This is a genomic window from Corynebacterium sp. LK2510, assembly GCF_040946405.1.
Taxonomy (GTDB): domain Bacteria; phylum Actinomycetota; class Actinomycetes; order Mycobacteriales; family Mycobacteriaceae; genus Corynebacterium.
The window spans coordinates 1-20294 of record NZ_JAYWLR010000004.1 but is presented as its reverse complement, the minus strand read 5'-3'; the positions used below and the strand labels follow the sequence as shown (position 1 = coordinate 20294).

General features: G+C 65.5%; 16 protein-coding genes. 11 read left to right on the top strand and 5 right to left on the bottom strand.

Annotated features, from left to right (window positions below):
- The first annotated feature begins 9 nt into the window (after positions 1-9).
- The 7 genes from lspA to dnaE all read left to right on the top strand — a co-directional run bounded on the left by lspA (position 10) and on the right by dnaE (position 9361).
- Positions 10-471 carry a signal peptidase II gene (gene lspA, locus VVR41_RS03635; protein WP_368523704.1) on the top strand — a complete coding sequence of 154 codons (462 nt, stop codon included), beginning with the start codon at positions 10-12 and terminating at the stop codon, positions 469-471.
- On the top strand, positions 461-1390 hold the full coding sequence (locus VVR41_RS03630; protein WP_321102357.1) for an RluA family pseudouridine synthase: 930 nt from the start codon (positions 461-463) through the stop codon (positions 1388-1390). Before lspA ends, VVR41_RS03630 begins: the two co-directional genes overlap by 11 nt.
- Positions 1387-1950 carry a hypothetical protein gene (locus VVR41_RS03625; protein ID WP_368523639.1) on the top strand — a complete coding sequence of 188 codons (564 nt, stop codon included), beginning with the start codon at positions 1387-1389 and terminating at the stop codon, positions 1948-1950. Before VVR41_RS03630 ends, VVR41_RS03625 begins: the two co-directional genes overlap by 4 nt.
- Positions 1951-2084: 134 nt before the next feature.
- On the top strand, positions 2085-3635 hold the full coding sequence (locus tag VVR41_RS03620; protein WP_368523638.1) for an efflux RND transporter periplasmic adaptor subunit: 1551 nt from the start codon (positions 2085-2087) through the stop codon (positions 3633-3635).
- 73 nt (positions 3636-3708) lie between these two features.
- Positions 3709-4440, top strand: a complete 732-nt coding sequence (locus VVR41_RS03615; protein ID WP_368523703.1) for an ABC transporter ATP-binding protein — start codon at positions 3709-3711, stop codon at positions 4438-4440.
- Positions 4437-5714, top strand: coding sequence for an ABC transporter permease (locus VVR41_RS03610; protein WP_368523637.1), 1278 nt, complete (start codon positions 4437-4439; stop codon positions 5712-5714). The genes VVR41_RS03615 and VVR41_RS03610 overlap by 4 nt, the downstream gene beginning before the upstream one ends.
- Positions 5715-5794: 80 nt before the next feature.
- On the top strand, positions 5795-9361 hold the full coding sequence (gene dnaE, locus VVR41_RS03605) for a DNA polymerase III subunit alpha (RefSeq protein ID WP_368523636.1): 3567 nt from the start codon (positions 5795-5797) through the stop codon (positions 9359-9361).
- A gap of 104 nt (positions 9362-9465) precedes the next feature.
- On the opposite strand, the gene VVR41_RS03600 is transcribed toward dnaE, so the two are convergent.
- Positions 9466-9735 (bottom strand): hypothetical protein, encoded by a 270-nt coding sequence (locus VVR41_RS03600; protein WP_368523635.1) that lies wholly within the window; start codon positions 9733-9735, stop codon positions 9466-9468.
- 194 nt (positions 9736-9929) lie between these two features.
- Positions 9930-11882: a choice-of-anchor I family protein gene (locus VVR41_RS03595; RefSeq protein WP_368523634.1), complete on the bottom strand. Its 1953-nt coding sequence runs from the start codon at positions 11880-11882 to the stop codon at positions 9930-9932.
- 218 nt (positions 11883-12100) lie between these two features.
- Here VVR41_RS03595 and ilvA point away from each other — a divergent pair, with 218 nt between their 5' ends.
- Positions 12101-13408 carry a threonine ammonia-lyase IlvA gene (gene ilvA, locus VVR41_RS03590; protein WP_368523633.1) on the top strand — a complete coding sequence of 436 codons (1308 nt, stop codon included), beginning with the start codon at positions 12101-12103 and terminating at the stop codon, positions 13406-13408.
- Here the strand turns inward: ilvA and treZ are convergent.
- Complete coding sequence (treZ, locus tag VVR41_RS03585; RefSeq protein WP_368523632.1) at positions 13405-15165, bottom strand: malto-oligosyltrehalose trehalohydrolase; 1761 nt, start codon at positions 15163-15165, stop codon at positions 13405-13407. The two genes, ilvA and treZ, sit on opposite strands and share 4 nt — an antisense overlap.
- Positions 15166-15240: 75 nt before the next feature.
- On the opposite strand from treZ, the gene VVR41_RS03580 reads away from it, so the two are divergent.
- Genes VVR41_RS03580 through VVR41_RS03570 form a run of 3 tightly spaced genes read left to right on the top strand, consistent with a single transcriptional unit; the run spans position 15241 to position 16561 of the window.
- Positions 15241-15915: a YigZ family protein gene (locus VVR41_RS03580; RefSeq protein ID WP_321104025.1), complete on the top strand. Its 675-nt coding sequence runs from the start codon at positions 15241-15243 to the stop codon at positions 15913-15915.
- A gap of 5 nt (positions 15916-15920) precedes the next feature.
- The gene (locus VVR41_RS03575) at positions 15921-16154 is read left to right on the top strand and encodes a hypothetical protein (protein ID WP_321104026.1); all 234 of its coding nucleotides are present in this window, start codon (positions 15921-15923) and stop codon (positions 16152-16154) included.
- A 26-nt stretch (positions 16155-16180) separates the two neighbouring features.
- A complete protein-coding gene (locus tag VVR41_RS03570; RefSeq protein ID WP_368523631.1) occupies positions 16181-16561 on the top strand; it encodes an RNA-binding S4 domain-containing protein in 381 nt (126 codons plus the stop codon).
- 4 nt (positions 16562-16565) lie between these two features.
- Here VVR41_RS03570 and VVR41_RS03565 read toward each other — a convergent pair whose 3' ends face one another.
- Together VVR41_RS03565 and treY are read right to left on the bottom strand one after the other, a co-directional pair.
- Entirely contained in the window at positions 16566-17612 is a 1047-nt protein-coding gene (locus VVR41_RS03565; protein ID WP_368523630.1) for a GTP pyrophosphokinase family protein, read from the bottom strand.
- Between the two features lie 8 nt (positions 17613-17620).
- Positions 17621-20161 (bottom strand): malto-oligosyltrehalose synthase, encoded by a 2541-nt coding sequence (gene treY, locus VVR41_RS03560; RefSeq protein ID WP_368523629.1) that lies wholly within the window; start codon positions 20159-20161, stop codon positions 17621-17623.
- Between the last annotated feature and the right edge of the window lie 133 nt (positions 20162-20294).

The window sequence follows — 20294 nt, the reverse complement described above, 5'->3', positions numbered from 1 at the left end:
GTCGCCGGGATGCTCGGCATCGGGCTGGTCGACCAGGCAGTCAAGCAGCTTGTGCTGGCCAACCTTGAACCGGGCGTGCCCGTGCCCGTCATTGGCGACTGGTTCCGCCTGCTGTTGCTGTTCAACCCCGGTGCAGCGTTTTCCATGGGGCAGGGTTCGACCTGGTTGTTCACCACTATCCAGCTTGCGTTCGTCATCGGTGCTCTCGTCGCGGCGCCGCGCATCGCCCACCGGGGCGAGGCGGTGGGTCTGGCGATGATCGCGGGCGGGGCGCTCGGCAACCTCATCGACCGCCTCGCGCGCGAGCCGGGATTTTGGTTCGGGCACGTGGTCGACTACATCTCTGTAGGCAGCTTCGCGGTGTTCAATCTGGCCGATGCTGCCATTACGGTTGGCGTGGCTATCTTCGTTGTGTCGATCTTTGTTGGTGAGTCCCGTGAGTCTGCCGGAGGTGCGAACGATGGACGGTAGGTTCCGCGCACTTCCCGCCCCAGAGGGGGTTGACGGTATGCGGATTGACGCGGCCGTCGCAAAGCTCTTCGGCCTCTCGCGTGCGGTGGCGGCCGAGATTATCGCCGAGGGAGCAGTGCTTGTCGACGCCACCGAGGTCCAAAAATCCCACCGCGTGCGCACCGGCGAGATGATCGAGGCGACGCTGCCCGCCCCGAAGACGACGCCGATGCCGACGGCCGAGCGCGTTGAAGGGCTCGACATCATTTACTCGGACGACGACGTCATCGCCGTGGACAAGCCCGTGGGCGTGGCCGCGCACCCCACGCTGGGGTGGGAAGGGCCCACCGTCGTCGGCGGGCTGCAGGCGATGGGCTTTGAGCTTCCCGACGCCGGGCCGCCCGAGCGCAAGGGCATCGTCCAGCGCCTCGACGTGGGCACCTCCGGAATCATGGTTGTGGCCAACAGCGTGCAGGGCTACTCCGTGCTCAAGCGCGCGTTCCGCGAGCGCACGGTGGAGAAGACCTACAACGCGGTCGTCCAAGGCTTGCCTGACCCCATCGTCGGCACCGTCGACGCGCCGATCGGGCGCCACCCATCTGCGGGGTGGAAGTTCGCGGTGACCTCCGACGGGCGCCACTCGGTGACCCACTACGAGGTCATAGAGGCGTTCCGGGAGGCGTCGCTTCTCGAGGTCCACCTGGAGACAGGCCGCACCCACCAGATTCGCGTGCACATGTCCGCTGTCGGCCACCCCTGTGTGGGCGATCCTATGTATGGCTCGGACCCGGGCCTGGCCTCGCGCGTCGGCCTTACCCGCCAGTGGCTGCATGCCACCAAGCTGGGTTTCACCCACCCGCGCACGAACTCGTGGATGGAGCTTGAGTCGCCCTACCCGGAGGACCTCACACACGCCCTCGACGTTCTGCGGTCCGCATGAGACCGGCGCTCGCCGCGGCGGGTATCGTCATCGCCTTTTCAGCGGGTGTCACCGGGCTCGGGGCGCTGGGCACGCACGTGCAGCAGGCGCCGACGATAGCCGGCGACCAGCTGGGAATGGAGGCAGGGGAGTCCTGGGAGCACTACCGGCAGCGGGCTGAAGAGTCGCTCGACCGGGCACCCGGGGACGAGAAGGCGTACGCGCTGGTGACCTTTGAGCCCGAGACCGGATTCGCCGCCGCGTCGAGAGCCGTTGAGCCTGCACGCCGTGTCGGGGCGGTGGTCTTTCCCGGGCTCGCACCTCGGGCGATCCCGGAGCCCGTCGGCGGGGCGCAGCGGGAGAGCGTCTTTTTCACAGAAGCTGCGCGCGTGAGCCAAGCCGCCGAATCCGTCGGGGTCGAGTACCACGGCGAGATAGTCAGCGGCGTGGTGGTCTACGACACCGGTGATGTGGTGCGCGCACTGTCTGAGCGCCAGAGTGTGGCCGCAGTCGAGGTGCTGGAACCCGATGCCGTCTGGGGAGCCTTCGGCGTGTCGCCGGCGTCGCCGCACACCCGCTGAGCAAGTTCGTGCGGGTAACAGCGCAGGGGAGGGCACATATACGGGGTGTATAGTTCACCGGGACAGTTTTCCGCGCGCCGACGACCCAGATCCGACCTCTCAACGTCGCGCGCCAACCCCCGTGAGGAGACAAGGTGCACCACACCTCCCAAACGAGTCCGACCGTCGAGCCGTCCGCGCGCCGCTACCGCAGCGGGCGTCTGCGCATGAAGCACGCGTGCGTGGCCGCCGTGACAGCAACGGCACTATTCGCCGCTGGCTGCGGCATTGGTGGGGGCGGCAACGAGAATGGCGACGGACTGGGAGCGGGGGACTACACGGTCGCCGACGTCGCGGACGTGACCAACAGTGTGGTGCTGAAAGGACAGATCGCTCCTGTCAGGTCGCTGAGTATCACCTCCCCGCTGCAGACCAAGGTCACGCGCCTGGCTGTCGAGGTCGGAGACCGCGTGCAGGCGGACCAGTTCCTCGTCGAGATGGACACCGAGGAGCTGCGTCGCCAGATTGACCAGCAGGAGCAGCAGCGGGCAGCGGCGCAAGCGCAGCTGCAGGCGCAACCCGTGAGCAACCGCCCCCAGGGTGCCAGCGCCCCCACGATGGTCTACGCCTCAAAGGTCCACACGGTGGCGCTGCCGTCGATTGCCCCGGATTTCGGCTCCAACATCTTGCCGGCCATCGAGCGCCACGTGCCGGGCCTTCGCCACATCCTGGGTGGCCCGGCAGCGGAACCCGCGCAGCCGGCACCGCACCCCGAGATGCCCGCCGCACCCCGGGGCATTCCGGGTGCACCGTCCGGCCAGCCCGGCCCGCAGGACCAGGCACTGAACCCGGCTGAGCTCGAAGCTGCGCAGGCAGCCCAGGCCGCGCAAGCAGCGCAGGCGGCGCAACAGGAGGCAGCTGCCCAAGCCCAGGCTCAGGCAGCGCAGGCCCAGGCGATGCAGGATCAACTCGCGCAGCAGCAGCTCTTGGCGCAGGGAGCCACTGTCGGAAGCGACGGGATGCTCGAGTACCAGGTGCAGCAGAGCACCATTTACGCGCCGATGGCCGGTGTCGTCGCCAGCGTCGATGTCCAGGAAGGCGATATCCCGCAGGGCAAGATCCTCACGATCGCCGACGATTCGCGCCTGCTGATTCGCTCAGAGGTGCGCGAGGAGGACGTTTCCTCGATCAAGCCCGGCGACCGCGTCACGTTCACGTCCACCGCCACGGGGGATAAGGAGTTCACTGGCCGGGTGGGCAAGATCGCTCCGGTTGGTGCCGCCTCGCAGCGCCCGGATGCCGGCAACGGCGCCAGCGGCAGCGGAAGTGTCATGTTCCCCATCGAGATTGAGGTCGAGGGCGACACCGAGGGCCTGCTTCTCGGCGGTTCCGTGCGCGCGGAGGTCATCACGGATGAGACTCCCCAGGCATTGTCCGTCCCGCGCGACGCTGTCGTCGACGGCAAAGTACTCGTCCTGTCCACCAGTGGGGACGGCCGCGAAGGCACCGTCGAGGAGCGCGCGGTCCAAACCGGTGCGGCTAACGAGGTCGACATTGCGGTGACCGGCGGTGAGCTCGAGCCGGGTGACATTGTGATCAACTGGCCGGACCGCTACCGCGACATGGTGGGCAACACCGTCACCATCGACGACCCGAACTTTGATCCGGCCCAGGTGGAGCAGGCCCGGAACGCCGACCGTGGATAGGACGGGCGCAGTGACAGACACCGCATCGCGCGCGTTTGACGGTGCCGCCGCAGACCATGCCGCCCGTTCCGTCATGGCGGATACCGGCCTGCTCATCGACATGCGCGGCATCGTTAAGACCTACAACCCCGGCGAGCCCAGTGAGGTCAAGGTGCTGCACGGCATCGACTTCCACACGCAGCAGGGCGAGTTCGTCTCCATTGTCGGCCCGTCCGGCTGTGGCAAGTCCACCCTGATGAACCTCATCGGCATGCTGGACAAGCCCACTGAGGGCGCCTACGCGTTCAACGGCGAGCCGGTCTACGCCAAGGACGATGATGAGCTGGCGGTGTACCGCAGCCGCAACATCGGATTCATCTTCCAGAACTTCAACCTCGTCGGGCGTATCGACGCCCTGCAAAACGTCGCCATGCCGATGATGTACGCCGGGGTGGGCAAAGCGGAGCGCGAGGAGCGCGCCGCCGAGCTGCTTGCGCGCGTGGGCATGGGCGAGCGCTTGCACCACAACCCCAACGAGCTTTCGGGCGGCCAGAAGCAGCGCGTGGCAATCGCGCGCAGCCTCGCCAACGACCCGGACCTGTTGCTCGCTGACGAACCAACCGGCGCCCTTGACTCGTCCACCGGCAGGATGGTCATGGACCTGTTCCACGAGCTCAACCAGGACTTGGGCAAAGCCATCGTGTTTATCACCCACAACCCGGACCTCGCGGAGGAGACCGGCCGCATCGTCGAGATGATGGACGGGCGGATCAGCGGGATTCGCACGCCTTCTACAGGTGCTCACACGGAGGTGGATCCGCGATGAACCTGCGCGAGAACTTCAGGCTCGCCGCGTCGAGCCTCAACGCCAACAAGCTGCGCTCCCTGCTGACGCTGCTCGGCATCATCATCGGCATCATGGCGGTCATTGTGATCATGACGCTGAGCGCCGGTTTGCAGAAGCAGGTCATGTCCAGCATCGAGGGCGTCGGTGCGACCCGCCACATGGTGACGGTTCACGAGCGCGACGATTCTACTGGCAGCGACGACCCGTTCGCCTTCATGGGCTCCGCTCCGCCGAGCGACGATCGGGACAGGGTCACCTTGGAGCAGCTCGACGAGCTGCGTGCACATTTCGGTGACCGGGTGCAGGGCGTGGACGTGTCAAACGCCAACGCCATGCAGGCGGAGATGGCGTACGGTTCCACCCAGGGTGCGGCCACACTCAACCCGGTGGTCGCGGACTCGTTTACGATGCGCGACCTCAACGTCGAGTACGGTCGCGCACTTTCGTCCGATGACGTGGACCGGCAACGCCCGCTCGCTGTGGTGTCCTCGGAGCTCGTGGACACGCTTTTCGACGGCAACGCCCAGGCAGCGCTCGGCGAGCGCGTCGACTTCACTGTCGACACTCAGACCGCGGTGTTCACCATTGTCGGTGTGCTCGAGCAGCAGAACATGACCGCCTTCGGCGGCGGGGGAGCGAACACCTCGGTCGACGTCTACATTCCGGTGACCGCGGCTGACCGCTTAGGACAGCCGGTGACCTCTGTGACTGAGTTCAGCGTGCAGACCGCGGGCGATGTGGACACCGCGGCTTTCCAATCGGAGCTGCAGAGCTACGTCGATCGCTGGTACCAGCGCAACGACAACTACGAGATCACGGTCCTCGACCTCTCCCAGAGCATGGAGCAGCTGACCAGCGTGTTCGGCATCATCGCCCGGGTTCTCGCGGCGATCGGCGGCATCTCGCTGCTCGTTGGAGGCATCGGCGTGATGAACATCATGCTCATCACGGTGACGGAGCGCACCCGCGAAATTGGTGTGCGCAAGGCGCTCGGCGCCACCCGCAACGACATCCGCAGTCAGTTCATCGTCGAGTCGATGCTCGTCTGCCTCATCGGCGGCGTCATTGGCGTCATTCTCGGAGGTGCGATCGGCATGATCGCCACCGCCTCCTTCGACGCATTCGTCTATCCGCCTCTTGACGCTGTGCTCGTCTCTCTCTTGTTCTCCCTTGCCACCGGCGTTTTCTTCGGCGCGTACCCTGCGTCGAAGGCGGCGAAGATGCAGCCGATTGACGCGCTGCGCTACGAGTAAATCGGGCGTCGATAAGCCTTGCGGGCTCGTGCTTATCGACGCCCACGGGCCCGCTTGACCATCCCGTTAAGATGAGCCCCATGGCCAAAAACTCCTCGTTCGTCCACTTGCACAACCACACAGAGTTTTCCATGCTCGACGGCATGGCCAAGGTGGACCTTCTGGCCGAGGAGGTCGTGCGGCAGAAGATGCCGGCGGTCGGCATGACTGACCACGGCAACATGTTTGGCTCGAACGCGTTCTACCGCAAGATGGTCGACGCTGGAGTCAAGCCAATTATTGGCATCGAGGCCTACATGGCTCCGGAGTCGCGTCTGAACAAGAAGCGCGTGTTGTGGGGCACCCCGGACCAGAAATCCGACGACGTCTCCGCCTCGGGTGCCTACCTCCACCAGACGATGATCGCGGAGAACGCGACCGGGCTGCGCAACCTTTTCCGGTTGTCGTCGCTCGCGTCGTACGAGGGCCAGTTAGGCAAGTGGCCGCGCATGGATGCCGAGCTCATCGCCGAGTACGCCGACGGCATCATCGCCACCACGGGCTGCCCGTCCGGTGACGTGCAGACCCGCTTGCGCCTCGGCCAGTACGACTCGGCTCTCGAGGCTGCCGCGATGTGGCAGGACATCTACGGGCGCGACAACTACTTCCTCGAGCTGATGGATCACGGCCTCCACATCGAGCGGCGTGTGCGCGACGACTTGCTGCGCATCGGCCAGGCACTCGACCTGCCGCCGCTGGTGACCAACGACTGCCACTACGTGTTGGAGACGCAGGCGCCCGCCCACGAGGCGATGCTGTGCGTCCAGACTGGCAAGACGCTGCTGGATCCGGACCGGTTCAAGTTCGACGGCACCGGCTACTACATCAAGTCCGCGGCGCAGATGCGCGAGCTGTGGGACACGGTTGTTCCCGACGGCTGCGACAACACCTTGTGGATTGCGGAGCGCGTCGGTGACTACAGCGAGCTGTGGGAAGAACACCCGCACGACCGCATGCCGATCGCGGACGTGCCCGAGGGAGAGACCCCGACGACGTGGCTGCGCAAGGAGGTGCACAAGGGCCTGCAGGAGCGATTCGAGGGTGCCGAGGTGCCGGCCGACTACACCGAGCGCGCGAACTACGAGATCGACGTCATCGATATGAAGGGCTACCCGTCCTACTTCCTCATCGTCGCTGAGCTGATCAAGCACGCCCGCGAGATCGGCATCCGCGTCGGCCCGGGCCGTGGTTCCGCGGCGGGCTCCCTCGTCGCCTACGCGCTGACGATTACCAACATCGATCCGATGGAACACGGCCTGCTTTTCGAGCGATTCCTCAACCCGGAACGCCCGTCCGCGCCCGATATCGACATCGACTTCGACGACCGCCGCCGCGGCGAGATGATCACCTACGCCGCCGAGCGCTGGGGCGAGGACAAGATCGCCCAGGTGATCACCTTCGGCACCGTGAAGACCAAGCAGGCCATCAAGGACGCCGCGAAGGTCAACTTCGGCCAGCCCGGTTTCCAGATGGCCGACCGCATCAATGGTGCGCTACCGCCGGCGATCATGGCCAAGGACATCCCGCTGTCCGGTATCACCGACCCCGAGCACCCGCGCTATCCGGAGGCGGCCGAGGTGCGCAGCCTCATCGAGACCGACCCCGACGTGGCGAAGATCTACGAAACCGCCCGCGGCCTAGAAGGCGTGGTCAGGCAGGCCGGTGTGCACGCCTGCGCGGTGATTATGGCCTCGGTGCCACTGATGGACCACATTCCGATGTGGAAGCGCCCCTCTGACGGTGCCATCATCACCGGGTGGGACTACCCGGCGTGCGAGGCCATCGGCCTGCTGAAGATGGACTTCCTGGGCCTGCGCAACCTCACGGTGCTTGGCGACGCCCTCGAGAACGTCCGCAAAAACCGCGGCGAGGAGATCGACCTCGAGGCGCTCGACATCGACAACGAGGCGGTTTACGAACTTCTCTCGCGCGGTGACACCCTCGGCGTGTTCCAGCTCGACTCCGGCGGCATGCAGGAGCTGCTCAAGCGCATGCGCCCGACGGGCTTCAACGACATCGTTGCCTCGCTGGCGCTCTACCGCCCAGGCCCGATGGGTGTCAACGCTCACTGGGACTACGCCGACCGTAAGAACGGCCGTAAGCCGATTACCCCGATCCATCCCGAGCTGGAAGAGCCGCTGCGCGAGATCCTGGACGAGACCTACGGTCTGATCGTCTACCAGGAGCAGATCATGAGGATCTCCCAGAAGGTGGCAAATTACACCGCCGGCGAAGCAGACGGCTTCCGCAAAGCCATGGGTAAGAAGAAGCCGGAGGTTCTGGCCAAGGAGTACACGAAGTTCTCCGCCGGCATGGCTGAGAACGGCTACTCCAAGGCTGCGGTGGATGCGCTCTGGGGCACGATCGAGCCGTTCGCGTCCTACGCGTTCAACAAGTCCCACGCCGCCGGGTACGCGCTTGTGTCGTACTGGACCGCTTACATGAAGGCGAACTACACCGCCGAGTACATGGCGGCTCTTTTGACCTCTGTCGGTGACAAGAAGGACAAGTCGGCCATCTACCTCGCCGACTGCCGTCACTTGGGCATCAGCGTGCTCCAGCCCGACATCAACGAGTCCGAAGAGAACTTCATGGCCGTCGGCGCCGATATCCGCTACGGTCTTGCCGCCGTGCGCAACGTCGGCGTCGAAGTGGTGGAGTCCATCAAGGAAACACGCCGCACGAAGGGGGCGTTCACAAGCTTCTCTGACTACCTGGACAAGATCGACCTGCTGCCATGCAACAAGCGCATTACAGAGTCGCTCATCAAGGCAGGGGCATTCGACTCGCTTGGCCACGCCCGCAAGGGCTTGATGCTCGTGCACGAGGACGCCGTCGATTCAGTGCTGACGACGAAGAAGGCCGCTGATAAGGGCCAGTTCGACCTGTTCGCGGGCTTTGGCGGCGACGAGGACAGTGGCGGATCCGCAGTGTTCGCCATCGAGGTTCCGGACGACGAATGGGACCGCAAGCACATGCTGGCGCTCGAGCGCGAGATGCTCGGCCTCTACGTCTCCGGCCACCCGCTCGATGGCTTCGAGGAGGCGATCGCGGCTCAGACGGACACTCGCCTGACTGACATCCTCTCCGGCGAGATGCGCAACGGCGCGGAGGTGACCATCGGAGGGTTGATCTCGAGCGTCGATAGGCGGTTCTCCAAGAAGGACGGTTCCCCCTGGGCGATTGTCACGGTGGAGGACCACGGCGGTGCGCAGGTCGACGTGTTGCTGTTTAACAAGGTGTACGCGCTTGTCGCGCCCCAGATCGTCGAGGACAACATCATCCTGGTCAAGGCTCACGTGTCGATCCGCGACGAGCGCATGAGCCTATTCGGAGACGACGTCAAGGTCCCAGAGCTTGGGCCCGGAAACGGTGCTGGATTGCCGCTGCGCTTAACGCTGCGCACCGAGCAATGCACCCTCGAAACGATCCGCAAACTTAAGGAAGTACTCTCGGCGAACCCCGGTGACTCGGACGTCTACCTCAACTTGGTCCACGGCGACCAGGCGCGTCTCATGGTTCTCGGCGACCACTTGCGCGTGGAGCGCTCCGCCAGCCTAATGGGCGATTTGAAGGCCAACCTCGGCGCGGGGATTCTCGCCTCGTAGGAACCTCGCCGTCTCATTGGCCGACATCACAAACGGCCCCGCCATCGAATCGATGAGGCGGGGCCGTGCGGCGCCAACACGCGGCGCAGGGGCTGGGGCCAGCCCTAGAAGCGCGGAACGTTCGGAACCGGAACGCCGTTTGCCTGGAGCAGATCGACGATCTTGTTGATGCCGGTCGGGTTGGAGCCAACGATCATTGCAGTAGTGGCAACAGCAGCGGCGATGCCGGTTGCGGTGGCCACGAGAACACCCGTGGAGGAACCCGAAGCAGAGTCGGTGGCGGGCTGATCATCATTGGACTGCGCCATAGCCGGGGCAGCAGTGAGGGACAGGGCAGTCGCGACGGCGACAACTGCGGTAGAAAAGCGCTTCATGAGGGGCTCCTTTGTCGTGTTTGACAATGCAAACGAGATCGTTGTGGGATCGCCGGCATAGCTTAACGTGGCCCCCGTGACCGAGCGTTTCGCAACCTCGGAGAAGACCTCAACCGGCGTTCGTCCGCCGAGTCTATCTGTTTTCTGTAAGAAAGCTAAGCCCGGCATATACCGATTCGATGCGTAGGACTGAATTATATAGTGGGCAGTTGGAGGGCAGTAATGGCCTCCACCAGTTGCGCGGGAAGCAAGCCCTGGTGGAAAGCAAAACCGGCGACGGCTGCTGCCGCGCCCAGCAGCACCGCCAGAATCCTGAAAACGCCTGCGGCGGCCGACGACCCAACCGAGCTCGCCGAGCTTCCAGCAGCAGCGGTGGAGCGCGAGCTGCTCGGAGCTGGGGTGGTGGGGGAGGCGTCGAGAAGCGACTGCACCTTAAAGAGCGTCGTCGTACCGGAGACCTCGTTGCCCACCGCAAGCATGGCCGTGCCTGTCGGGGAGTCCTCGGCGGGGATGAAGGCGAGTCCCTCCGCACCGAGGTCGCCCGCCTGCTTGAGGCCCGCGGCGATGGCTGCGGGATCGCCGGTGGCTGCGACCTCTTTCATGTTGACAGAGAAGTCGCGGTTGTTGATGTATGCCTGATAAACCGGCGCCGCTGGGTCAGTGATGTCGTAGACAATGACGCCGCCGACACGCTCGAAGCCGATGAACGCGTACGTCCGGCCGTTGACCTCGCCGACTGCGACGCCTTCCGGCTCCGGGCCCTTGTCATCGGAGCGGGTATCGAAGGAGGTCTCGGTGTGGTTTGAGTTGAAAAACTCAGACAGGACCTCGGCAGTAATCTCCTCGAATTCGCTGCCGGAGTCGAAGACCCGCTGACCGTCGGCGGTGTAGATGGAGAAGCTGCGCCCGCCGTAGACGTAGATCTCCTCGTAGCAGCCCAGCTCTTCGTTGAACCCGCGGGATGTGGTGGCGTTGAGGCGTCCGGCGTTGTCATCGCTTTGGAAGTCAGCGATCTCTTCAGCGGTCATGCCGGCGAATCCGTCGCAAAGCGCAGGAACCCCCTTCTTGGCGTTGCCGAAGTCCTTGATGCGCGCCTCCTCGGAGTAGGCATCCCAGTCGCGCGCGTCGCCCTCGTTGGCCAGGACCAGGTAGGTCGTACCCCCTGCGGTGTAGGCAGCGATGGAATCCGGCTGGAGCATGGACTTCACGGGCCAGTTCTGGAGATTAATGGTCCCATCCTTGTCGGAGGCGTCCAGGGCAACCTCGGTGCGGTCGATGTAACCGAGCGGGAAGACGTCCTCCACGGTGGCTGTGGCGATGTCGACGACCGCCACGGCGTTGTTCTCCTGCAGCGTGACGTAGGCCTTGCCGCCGGCGGTGGCGATGTACTCCGGCTCAAGGTTCTGGGCTTCGGTGGTGGACGCACCGACCTGGCCGAAGATGTGCACGCCCTTGTCTGCCAGAGTTCCCTCAAACGCATCGAAGCCTGCTGTGCGCACGTCACCCTGCGAAGCTGCGGCCACAGCGGAAGGCAGCGTCACTACGGAGATGCTGCCTTCCGGATCGACGGAGTAGTCCTCGGCCGGCTCGCCCTCGTTCGCCACCAACGCATAGGCGCCGTCCTCGGTCAGCGCGACCATGTCGGGCAGGGATCCCACCGTCACGCGGCCAAGAACTTCGCCAAGGTCCTCGGCTCCTGCATCGAAGAAGATGAGCTCACCGGGCAGTGTCTTATCCGCGTCCGGCTCGACAGTGGCAACCGCGAGGCCATCCGCGCGCACCGCCACGGAGTTGATGGTGGTGTTGGCCCCGCCGCTGACGGAACCGATCAGGGAAAGCTCAGTCGGGTCAGAAGCATCGATGACGTCGATCTGGCCGCTTTCGGCGTTGACCGTGAGCAGGCGGTTGGTGGCGGCGTGGAACGCGACGATTTCGGCCGCGGATTGGTCGAAGATGCCCGTGTCGTATGAACCGAGAACATCGAGCTTGACTGTCGATGCGGCCGCCTGGTCGTACACAGGCGTATCGACGACAGCGGCACCGGCCGGAATAGCTGCGATGGTGATCGATCCGATCGCGAGGGCGAGGGCAGTAGCGGGGAGAGCGTTACGAGTCGAGCTGGCGCGGAGGTGGCGGCCGAGGAGCACGGGTGAACCTTTCGTTGCGGCCAGGTGCTGAGGTAGCACCCGGCACAGGAATCGTTACGTGCTCCAGGGGTATCAGGGCAGGATTCCCGCAGCGTGTCGACAGGGTCAACTCTGCTTTGCCGTTGGGTGAAGACGAGGTAAACCGTGGCGGAGCGACGAATCGAGACAGTCATAGGTTCCGCCACGGCGCGGCCAACTGGGCGATAGACTAAACGACCATGAATTCCGCAACCGTGCATCAGGTCCCCACTAGCTGCGACCACCACGAAGTACACGCCGCGGACATTCAGGCGGCGCAGGCAGCGATTTCGACCGTGATCGAGCCGAGCCCGCTGCAGTACTGCCCGCGCCTGTCGCAGCAGCACGGCCTCGAGGTCTACCTCAAGCGCGAGGACCTCCAAGACGTGCGCTCGTACAAAATCCGCGGGGCGTATTTCAACATTGCTTCGCTCAGCGCGGAGCAGGCGAGCGCGGGTGTCGTCGCCGCGTCCGCGGGCAATCACGCCCAGGGCGTGGCGTACGCCTGCCGGGCGATGAACATCCAGGGCACGATCTTCGTGCCGAAGCCGACCCCGAAGCAGAAGCGCGACCGGATCCGCGTCCATGGTGGCGACGCGATCGAACTTGTCGTCACGGGCAACACCTTCGATGAGGCCGCCGAGGCCGCGCGCGAGTACGCCCTCAGCCGGGGCGCTACGATCATCGAGCCTTTCGACGCCCGCGAAACCGTCATCGGCCAGGGAACCGTCGCCGCCGAGGTGCTTACACAGCTCACCGGTTTGGGCCGCCGGCTCGACCACATGATCGTTCCCATCGGCGGCGGAGGCCTCGCCGCCGGCGTCATCTCCTATCTGGCAGACATGTCGCCGCGCACCTCTGTTGTGGGCGTGGAACCGGCGCACGCGGCGTCGATGGCACTCGCGCTGGCCAAGGGCGGTCCCGTCACCCTGGACTCGATCGACCCGTTTGTTGACGGCGCGGCCGTCAAGCGCGCCGGGCAGTTCCCTTACGAAATCCTCGAGCGCAACCAGAGCAGACTCCACCTCATCGCCAGCGAGGAAGGGGAGGTGTGCACGGAGATGCTCGCGCTGTACCAGAACGAGGGGATCATCGCGGAGCCCGCCGGCGCGCTGTCCGTCGCAGGACTCAACAGCGTCAACCTCGAGCCCGGTAGCACAGTCGTCTGCGTCATCTCCGGCGGCAACAACGACGTGTTGCGCTACGCCGAGGTGATGGAGCGCTCCCTGGTCCACCGCGGGCTCAAGCACTACTTCCTGGTCAACTTCCCCCAAGAGCCCGGGCAGCTGCGCTCGTTTCTGACCGACATCCTCGGCGAGGACGACGACATCGTGTTGTTCGAGTACTTGAAGAAGAACAACCGCGAAACCGGCGTGGCACTTGTTGGCCTGGAATTGAGCAGGGCGAGTGACCTCGACCCGTTGCTCGAGCGGATGGAGGGATCGCCGATAGAGTGCCGCCGCTTGCTGCCGGGTACACAGGAATACGAGTTCATCGTCGCGAACTAGCTGCGCGCGCCGTGCTCGATGATGGCGAACTCCCACGGCCCGAGCGTCGTGCGGGCGGCCTCGACGACCGGGTCGTTGAAGGAGTACACGAGCCTGCCCCCGACGGGCGCTGTCGTTTGGGCGGCGCCAAAGTTCGCCACGAGTGACACATCGCCGTAGCCCAGGTGCAACCAGCTCTCGCCGTCTTCGGGGTTGCCGTGGGCGACGGAAAGGTCGCGCAGGCTCTCGCGGGCCAGGTGGAACTGCTCGCGCACGCCGAGAAGCGCCTGGTAGGTCTCGAACATCTCGTCCTGGTCCGCGTCGAACTCCCAACTCAGCCGTGCGCTGTCAAAGGTCTGCTGGTTGGCGGGGTCGGGCACGTCCTCCGGGTCCCAACCAAGCCGCGAGAATTCGGTGAAGCGCCCCTGTGCGGTGAGCCTGTTGAGCTCGTCGTTCGTGTGGGAGACGAAGAAGGGGAACGGCGTGCGCGCGGCGAACTCCTCGCCCATAAACAGCATGGGAGTGAACGGGGAGAACAGCACGACGGCGGCCTTGAGCGCGAGCTGCGTGGGGCTCAAGCTTTGCGACGGTCGGTCGCCCGCGGCCCGGTTTCCCGTCTGGTCGTGCGTCGTTGTGTAGGCGATCAACCGCCAGGCAGCCACGTGGTCGAGGTCGAGCGGGCGGCCGTGGGTGTGGCGGCGGTACTCGGAATAGTCGCCGCGGAAGCGGTAGCCGTTGGCCAGGGTATCGGCGAGGATCGGCAGAGTGCCGTAGTCGATGTAGTACGCCTGGTTCTCGCCGGTGACGAGGGTGTGGATGGCGTGGTGGATGTCGTCGCACCACTGCGCGGAGAGCCCGTAGCCGCCGACGGATTCGTCGTTGATGATGCGCGGGTCGTTCTGGTCGGTCTCGCCGATGATGGTGCGGGGGATGCCGGTCTGTGCCGCGACCTCGTCGGATGTGCGGCGGATCTCTTCCATGATGGAGTAGGCGAGGCGGTCGTCGTAAGCGTGGACGGCGTCGAGGCGCAGGCCATCGATGTGAAACTCGTCGAGCCACTGGCGTACCGCATCGAGGATGAAAGTGCGGACCTCGTCCGAACTGGGCCCGGACAGGTTGATCACGTCCCCCCAGTCGGTGCGGCCCGTAGTCAGGTACGGGCCGAACTGGCCGTTGTAGTTGCCGTCCGGGCCGAAGTGATTGAACACCACGTCGATGATGACGCCGATGCCGGCGTTGTGGGCGGCGTCGACAAGCTCTTTGAGGCCCTCGGGCCCGCCGTAGGCGTCGTGGACCGCGAACCAGTCAACCCCGTCGTAGCCCCAGTTGCGCTCGCCGCCGAAGGGTTGGACGGGCATGAGCTCGATTGTGGTGACGCCGAGCTCGAGAAGATAGCCGAGCTTATCGACGACCCCCGCGAACGTCCCCGACGGACTAAACGTGCCCACGTGCAGTTCATAGATGACCTGGCCGCGCAGCTCGCGGCCCCGCCAAGCGCCGTCACTCCACGGGAAATCGGTCGCGACCACCTCGGACGGGCCGTGGACACCGTCGGGCTGGGAGCGCGTGCGCGGATCCGGCAGAGGCTTCGACCACTCGGTGCCGTTGAACAGCGAAAACGAATAACGCTGTCCGTGCTCCGGGACGATATCGCCCGCCACTTTCCACCAGCCAGGGCGCGACGGGTCGTGCTCCATGTCAAATATGGCGCCGTCCACAGTCGCCTTCGCGTCGTGGGCGAAAGGCGCCCACACATCGAACCTCGCTGGTGTTGGCATACAGGCCACTGTATAGGCCGAGACAGACACGTGGGTGCGGTGGTTGCGGCGCTGCCCGGTAACATTACCCGTACTATGTCCGGACCCACCACCGCCGATTCCTACGAGTGCCCGCGCGCCGGCGATACGGTCACGGCCGAACTCGAGATCAAGCGCTCGCGATTCATCACCTGGGTCGAGCGGGCGCAGTCCGAAGAAGAAGCGCGCGATCTTATCGCCCGGGCGCGCGAGGCGTATCCCGATGCGCGCCACCATTGCTCGGCCTACATCTACCGGGTCGACGGCGCTCAGCCCGTGGCGCGCTCCTCTGATGACGGGGAGCCCTCCGGCACCGCGGGGCGCCCCATGCTCGAGGTCCTCAACGGCTCCGGGATGTCCGACATCGCGGTGGTCGTCATCCGCTACTTCGGTGGCGTCAAGCTCGGCACTGGAGGACTGGTCAGCGCGTACACGGCCGCGGTCAGCGAGGCGCTCGCCAAGGTCGAGCGGGTGACCCGCCGCAAAATGCAGCGGGCGCGCGTGGACCTGCCGCACGCCGAGGCAGGACGCATCGAGGCAGAGCTGCGCACCGCGGGTGTTGAGATCGCTGAGGTGGAATACGCCACCATGGCGCGCTACACCGTGGCCTTCGACCCGGAGGAGCTCAGCCGCGTCGAGGAGCTCCTCGCGTCCGCGACCAAGGGCAGCGCCGAGCTGCGCGCGCCAGACGGCGAGCAGCACACGTGGGTCGAAGTTGCGACGGTAAAGTAGAGCCCATGACTTTGCAGCCGCGCCCGAACAACCCCATTGAACAGCGTAAACAGGCAGTGCGCCGTTACTCCCGCAACGCCGTCGTCTGGGCAGGCGGCGGTCTCGCCGGCGGACTCGCCCTGGCGGTCCTTCTCAATTCCTGGCTGTTTCTAGCTCTCGGCCTCATCGCAGCCGTAGCCGGCGGATGGTCGAACTACAGCAAGGTGCAAAAGATCGTCAACCACCGGGATAATTTCTAGGCACCTGCCGGGGTGAGTCACACTCAATGACCAACGACAACGGAGCGGCCGTACGCATCGACGTCTGGCTGTGGGCCGTGCGCGTGTTCAAGACGCGCTCTCAATCGGCCGAGGCGGTGCGCGCCGGGCACGTTAAGCTCAACGAACAAGCCACCAAACCGTCAGCCCAGGTAGTGCCGGGGGACACAATCAGGGTGTGGAAGGACCACCGCTACCTCGAGTACGAGGTGACAGGCCTTGTGCGCAAGCGGGTCGGCGCACCGGTCGCGCGCACCATGTACATCGATACGTCCCCGCCACCGCCTCCACGGGACATTTTCGCCTCGCTGCCGGTGCGCGACCGCGGCGCCGGGCGTCCCACGAAGAAGGACCGCCGCGCCATCGACAGGCTGCGCGGGCAAGGGTAGGCGGTTAGTCGCCGCGCAGCGCGGCAAGGCGCTTGGCCAGGCGGCTGCGGCGCAGCTTCGGCCGTTTGCCGGCATCCACGGTGCGCGTGATGTGGTCCTGGCCGAAGCGGTGGAGCAACAGGTCGTCGACGATGCGGACTTGGCCCGGAGCAAAGGCGTATTCCAGCGTCGTGGAGACTGCCTCGACGTCCGCGTCAGTGGTGAGCTCACCAAGTTGCGAGACCTTTTCGATGCCGTGCGCGCGCAGCAGTTCAAGCAAGAAGCGGTAGTCCTCCAGGCGTGACACGGGAAAGCGGCTGCCCAGCAGGACCGCGAGTACCCCAGGAAGAGTTTCCGGGGTGAGCTCAGCGTCGTCGTTCTCGTCCACCTTGTGCTGCGGCTGCTCAATACCTGCGATCTGGTCGAACTGCTGGTCGGCGAGTTCGATGAGCCCCGCCGCGAGGGCGAACGCGCGGTCAACCTGGGGGTCGGCGGTACCACCGTTGGCACGCTTGTAGCGGATGTCATGCTCGAACTCCGCCCACGCGTGCTGCAAAATCGTGCGGACCTGGACCTCAAAAACGGTTCCGGCGTAGCTTTCCAGGCTCTCCGTCTCCTCCGTGACCTTGAGGATGAGGTGGTGGGAGCCGTAGCCGAACGTGCCGGACACGCGGGTTTCTTTGGCCTTGTCCACGCTGCGCAGCACCTCGAAGGAATCCGCCAGGAGCTTGAGCACGGCGGGGATCTCCGTCGAATGCAGCACGGTGATCCGCGCCCCGATGATGTCGCGGATGTCATTCCACGGGTCCGGGTACACCGGCGCGCCGTCGCGCACCTTGCGAGCCTTGGCTTTCAACGACGGCCAGGACTTGATGCGCACGTCGATCCGATCAAAGTTCACGCCGGCGTCCCCAAGCAACTCGGTGAGCACCTGCTCGAAGGTGGTGTGGGCATCGGGATGGGCGTTGAGCCACGAAAAGTAGGTAGAGCCCAGCCGGGCAATGACCGCGTCTGGAACTTTGGCCGCGCGGCTGGGGTCGGCAGGCGTGCGGCGTCCGCGTTCGCTTCTCATAGACCCCGCTAGAATACCCCGCGGCTGGGCTCGGCGCCGAGGCGCTCATGAACCAGCAGCGCCGCCGGCAGTGTCGCGAAGACGTCCGCGGCGTCGACGGTGCCCTCGAAGCGTGCGCCGGTGAGCCTGTCGATCCACGCCCCCTGCGGCAGCGTCACCGTGGTCTCGCCCCAACCGCCGCGCTCTTCCAGTTGCAAGGGGAAGCGAGTGGCCAGGGCAATGACTGCGAGGCCGTCGGCGCCGGGGGCGTCTTCAACGCCGCGGGCGATACCCACGACGTGGTTTTCGGCCTCGCCGACGGCGAACACAGCCTGGTGGTCCCCGGCAGCAAAGATCCCCGGGTGCTCGCGGCGCAGACGCAACCCCTCGCAGACAACGGCGAGCTTCGCGCGGTCGATGGTGCCAATCAGTTCGGGATACGCCCCGGTCTGCTCCCCATTCTGCGCCGGTGTCGCGCCCTCGGCGAGGAAGTGCGCCACAGGCTGCGAGGTACTCTCGGTGAGCTCGTTGTAGCGCGCGATGAGCTGGGAGCGCATGGTGTAGTCCACGAAGCGGCGGTTGTCGGGGTCGACGAGAGAGAGGTCGAAGAGTTCCTGGCCTTGGTAGGTGTCGGGAATACCCGGGCCGACCAACTGGAGGAGCTTACGCCCGAGGGAGACCTGGACTGCGCCACGGTGCAGCCGCGCCGCATACGAGCTGATCAGGGAGGTGGCGGGGCCGTAGAGAATCGCGTCGACCCAGTCGATGATCGCCTTTTCATACGCCTCGTCCTGGTCGAACCAGGAGGTGTTTACTCCCGCCTCGCGGCTCGCCTTGATTGCGTACTCGTGGAGGCGCGCCGCCAAGGCGTCGGTGACGACACCGTCGTGCGGCCACACTCCGAGGATGTTCTGCAGCAGGAAATGTCCCGCCGCAGCGTCAGGGGACGGCACGATGGCGCAAACCTGGTGGACCAGCTCGGCGAACTCGCTGGCGGTCTCGGTGATCTCGATCATCCGGGCGCGGGTGTCCTCGGTGCGCTTTGTGTCGTGCGTGGTCAGCGAGGTCATCGCCAACGGCCACAGGTTCGCGCGTTCCTGCTGCAGGAGGTGGAATTCCGCCGCCGCAACACCGAACCGTCCCGGGGCACCGCCGACCTCTTGGAGGGCGACGAGCCTGCTCGCGCGGTAGAACAACGTGTCCTCGACGCCCTTAGCCATCACGGCGCCGCACACCTGCGCGAAGCGCGTCTTCGCCTCGCCGTTCGCTAGCAGCGCGGCAGAGATGAGGTCGAGCGCCGCGCTTCTCGACGGAAACTTCCTCGCCATCTCTGCCACAACCGACGACGTGATGCGCGACAGCGAGATGTAATCCGCGCGGTAGACGGGGATCGCGGCGACGAGCTCGATGACGGTGGAGGTCAGTTCTTCGTCGGAGACTGTGGAGCCCGCCGTGGAGAAGTTGTCGCGCCTGATCGCGCGCGTCAGACGGCGGATCTCTGCACCGAGCTCGCTGCGTGCGACGTCGCGCTTGAGCTGGTGTTCTGCCGCCTCGATGGCGGCCTCGTCCCAGGTGGAGCCGGTTTGCCTGAGCGCGAGCATGCTCATCGAATCCTCGGCGCTGCGGTCGACGAAGATGCCGTCGAGTTCGCGCATGGCGTCATACCCCGTGGTGCCGTCGACAGCTAGGCGCGGGTCAAGTGGCTCGTTGACCCCGAGGATCTTCTCCACGACGAGCCACCTGTTGTCGCCGATGAGGCCGCGCAGGCGCGTGAGGTAGTCGAAGGGGTCGGCCAGCCCATCCGGGTGGTCGACGCGGATGCCGTCGATGACGTCCTCGCAGATGAGCTGGCGTAGCACCCGGTGGGTCTGCTCGAACACGAGCGGGTCTTCTTGGCGTATGCCCGCCAGGCCGTTGACGGAGAAGAACCGGCGATACGAGATGACCCCGTCGCGCCAGTACATGAGCTTGTAGTGCTGCCGGCGGTAGACGTCCCTGGGGTCGTCGTCGAGCCCGCCGAAGCTACCGGGGGCGAGCGGGAAGTAGTGGTCGTAGTACTTCAGCACGTCCTCGTCGATGTCGTCGAGGTGGACGAGCTCGAACTCCTTCTCGTCGCCCTCGCTGCCCAGGACAGGCAGGCCGAGCTTGCCTCCGGCGCCGTTGTCGTCGTGCCAGTCGAGGTCGAAGTACGAGGCGTACTCGGAGTCCTGCCCGTGTTTGAGCACATCCCACCACCACTTGTTCAAGCGCGGCGTTTCCACGCCGAGGTGGTTGGGCACGATGTCGAGCACGATACCGAGACCGGCCGCGTGCGCGACGGCTGCCAGCTCGCGCAGCCCCTCGATGCCGCCGAGCTCCGGGTTGACCACGGTCGGGTCGGTGACGTCGTAGTTGTGGTTCGACTCCTTGACCGAGGTGAAAATGGGGGAGAGGTAGAGGTGGGAGACGCCGAGCGAACGCAGGTAGGGCACCAGGGCCGCCGCCTCCGCGAAGCCGAAATGCCGACCCGAGGGGTCGGCGTGCGCTCCGCGCAGTTGCAGGCGGTAGGTCGAGGTGATGGGGCGGCGCATAGTGGATCCCTCCAGAGATCGTTGCCGGGCTTTCCGGTCACACCCCGCCAGCCTAGTGACGCCGGCTCGCGCTGGCTTGGACTGGCTTGGGCTGTTCCCACGCAGCCTCAGCGCAAAGCGACGAGGGGGAAAC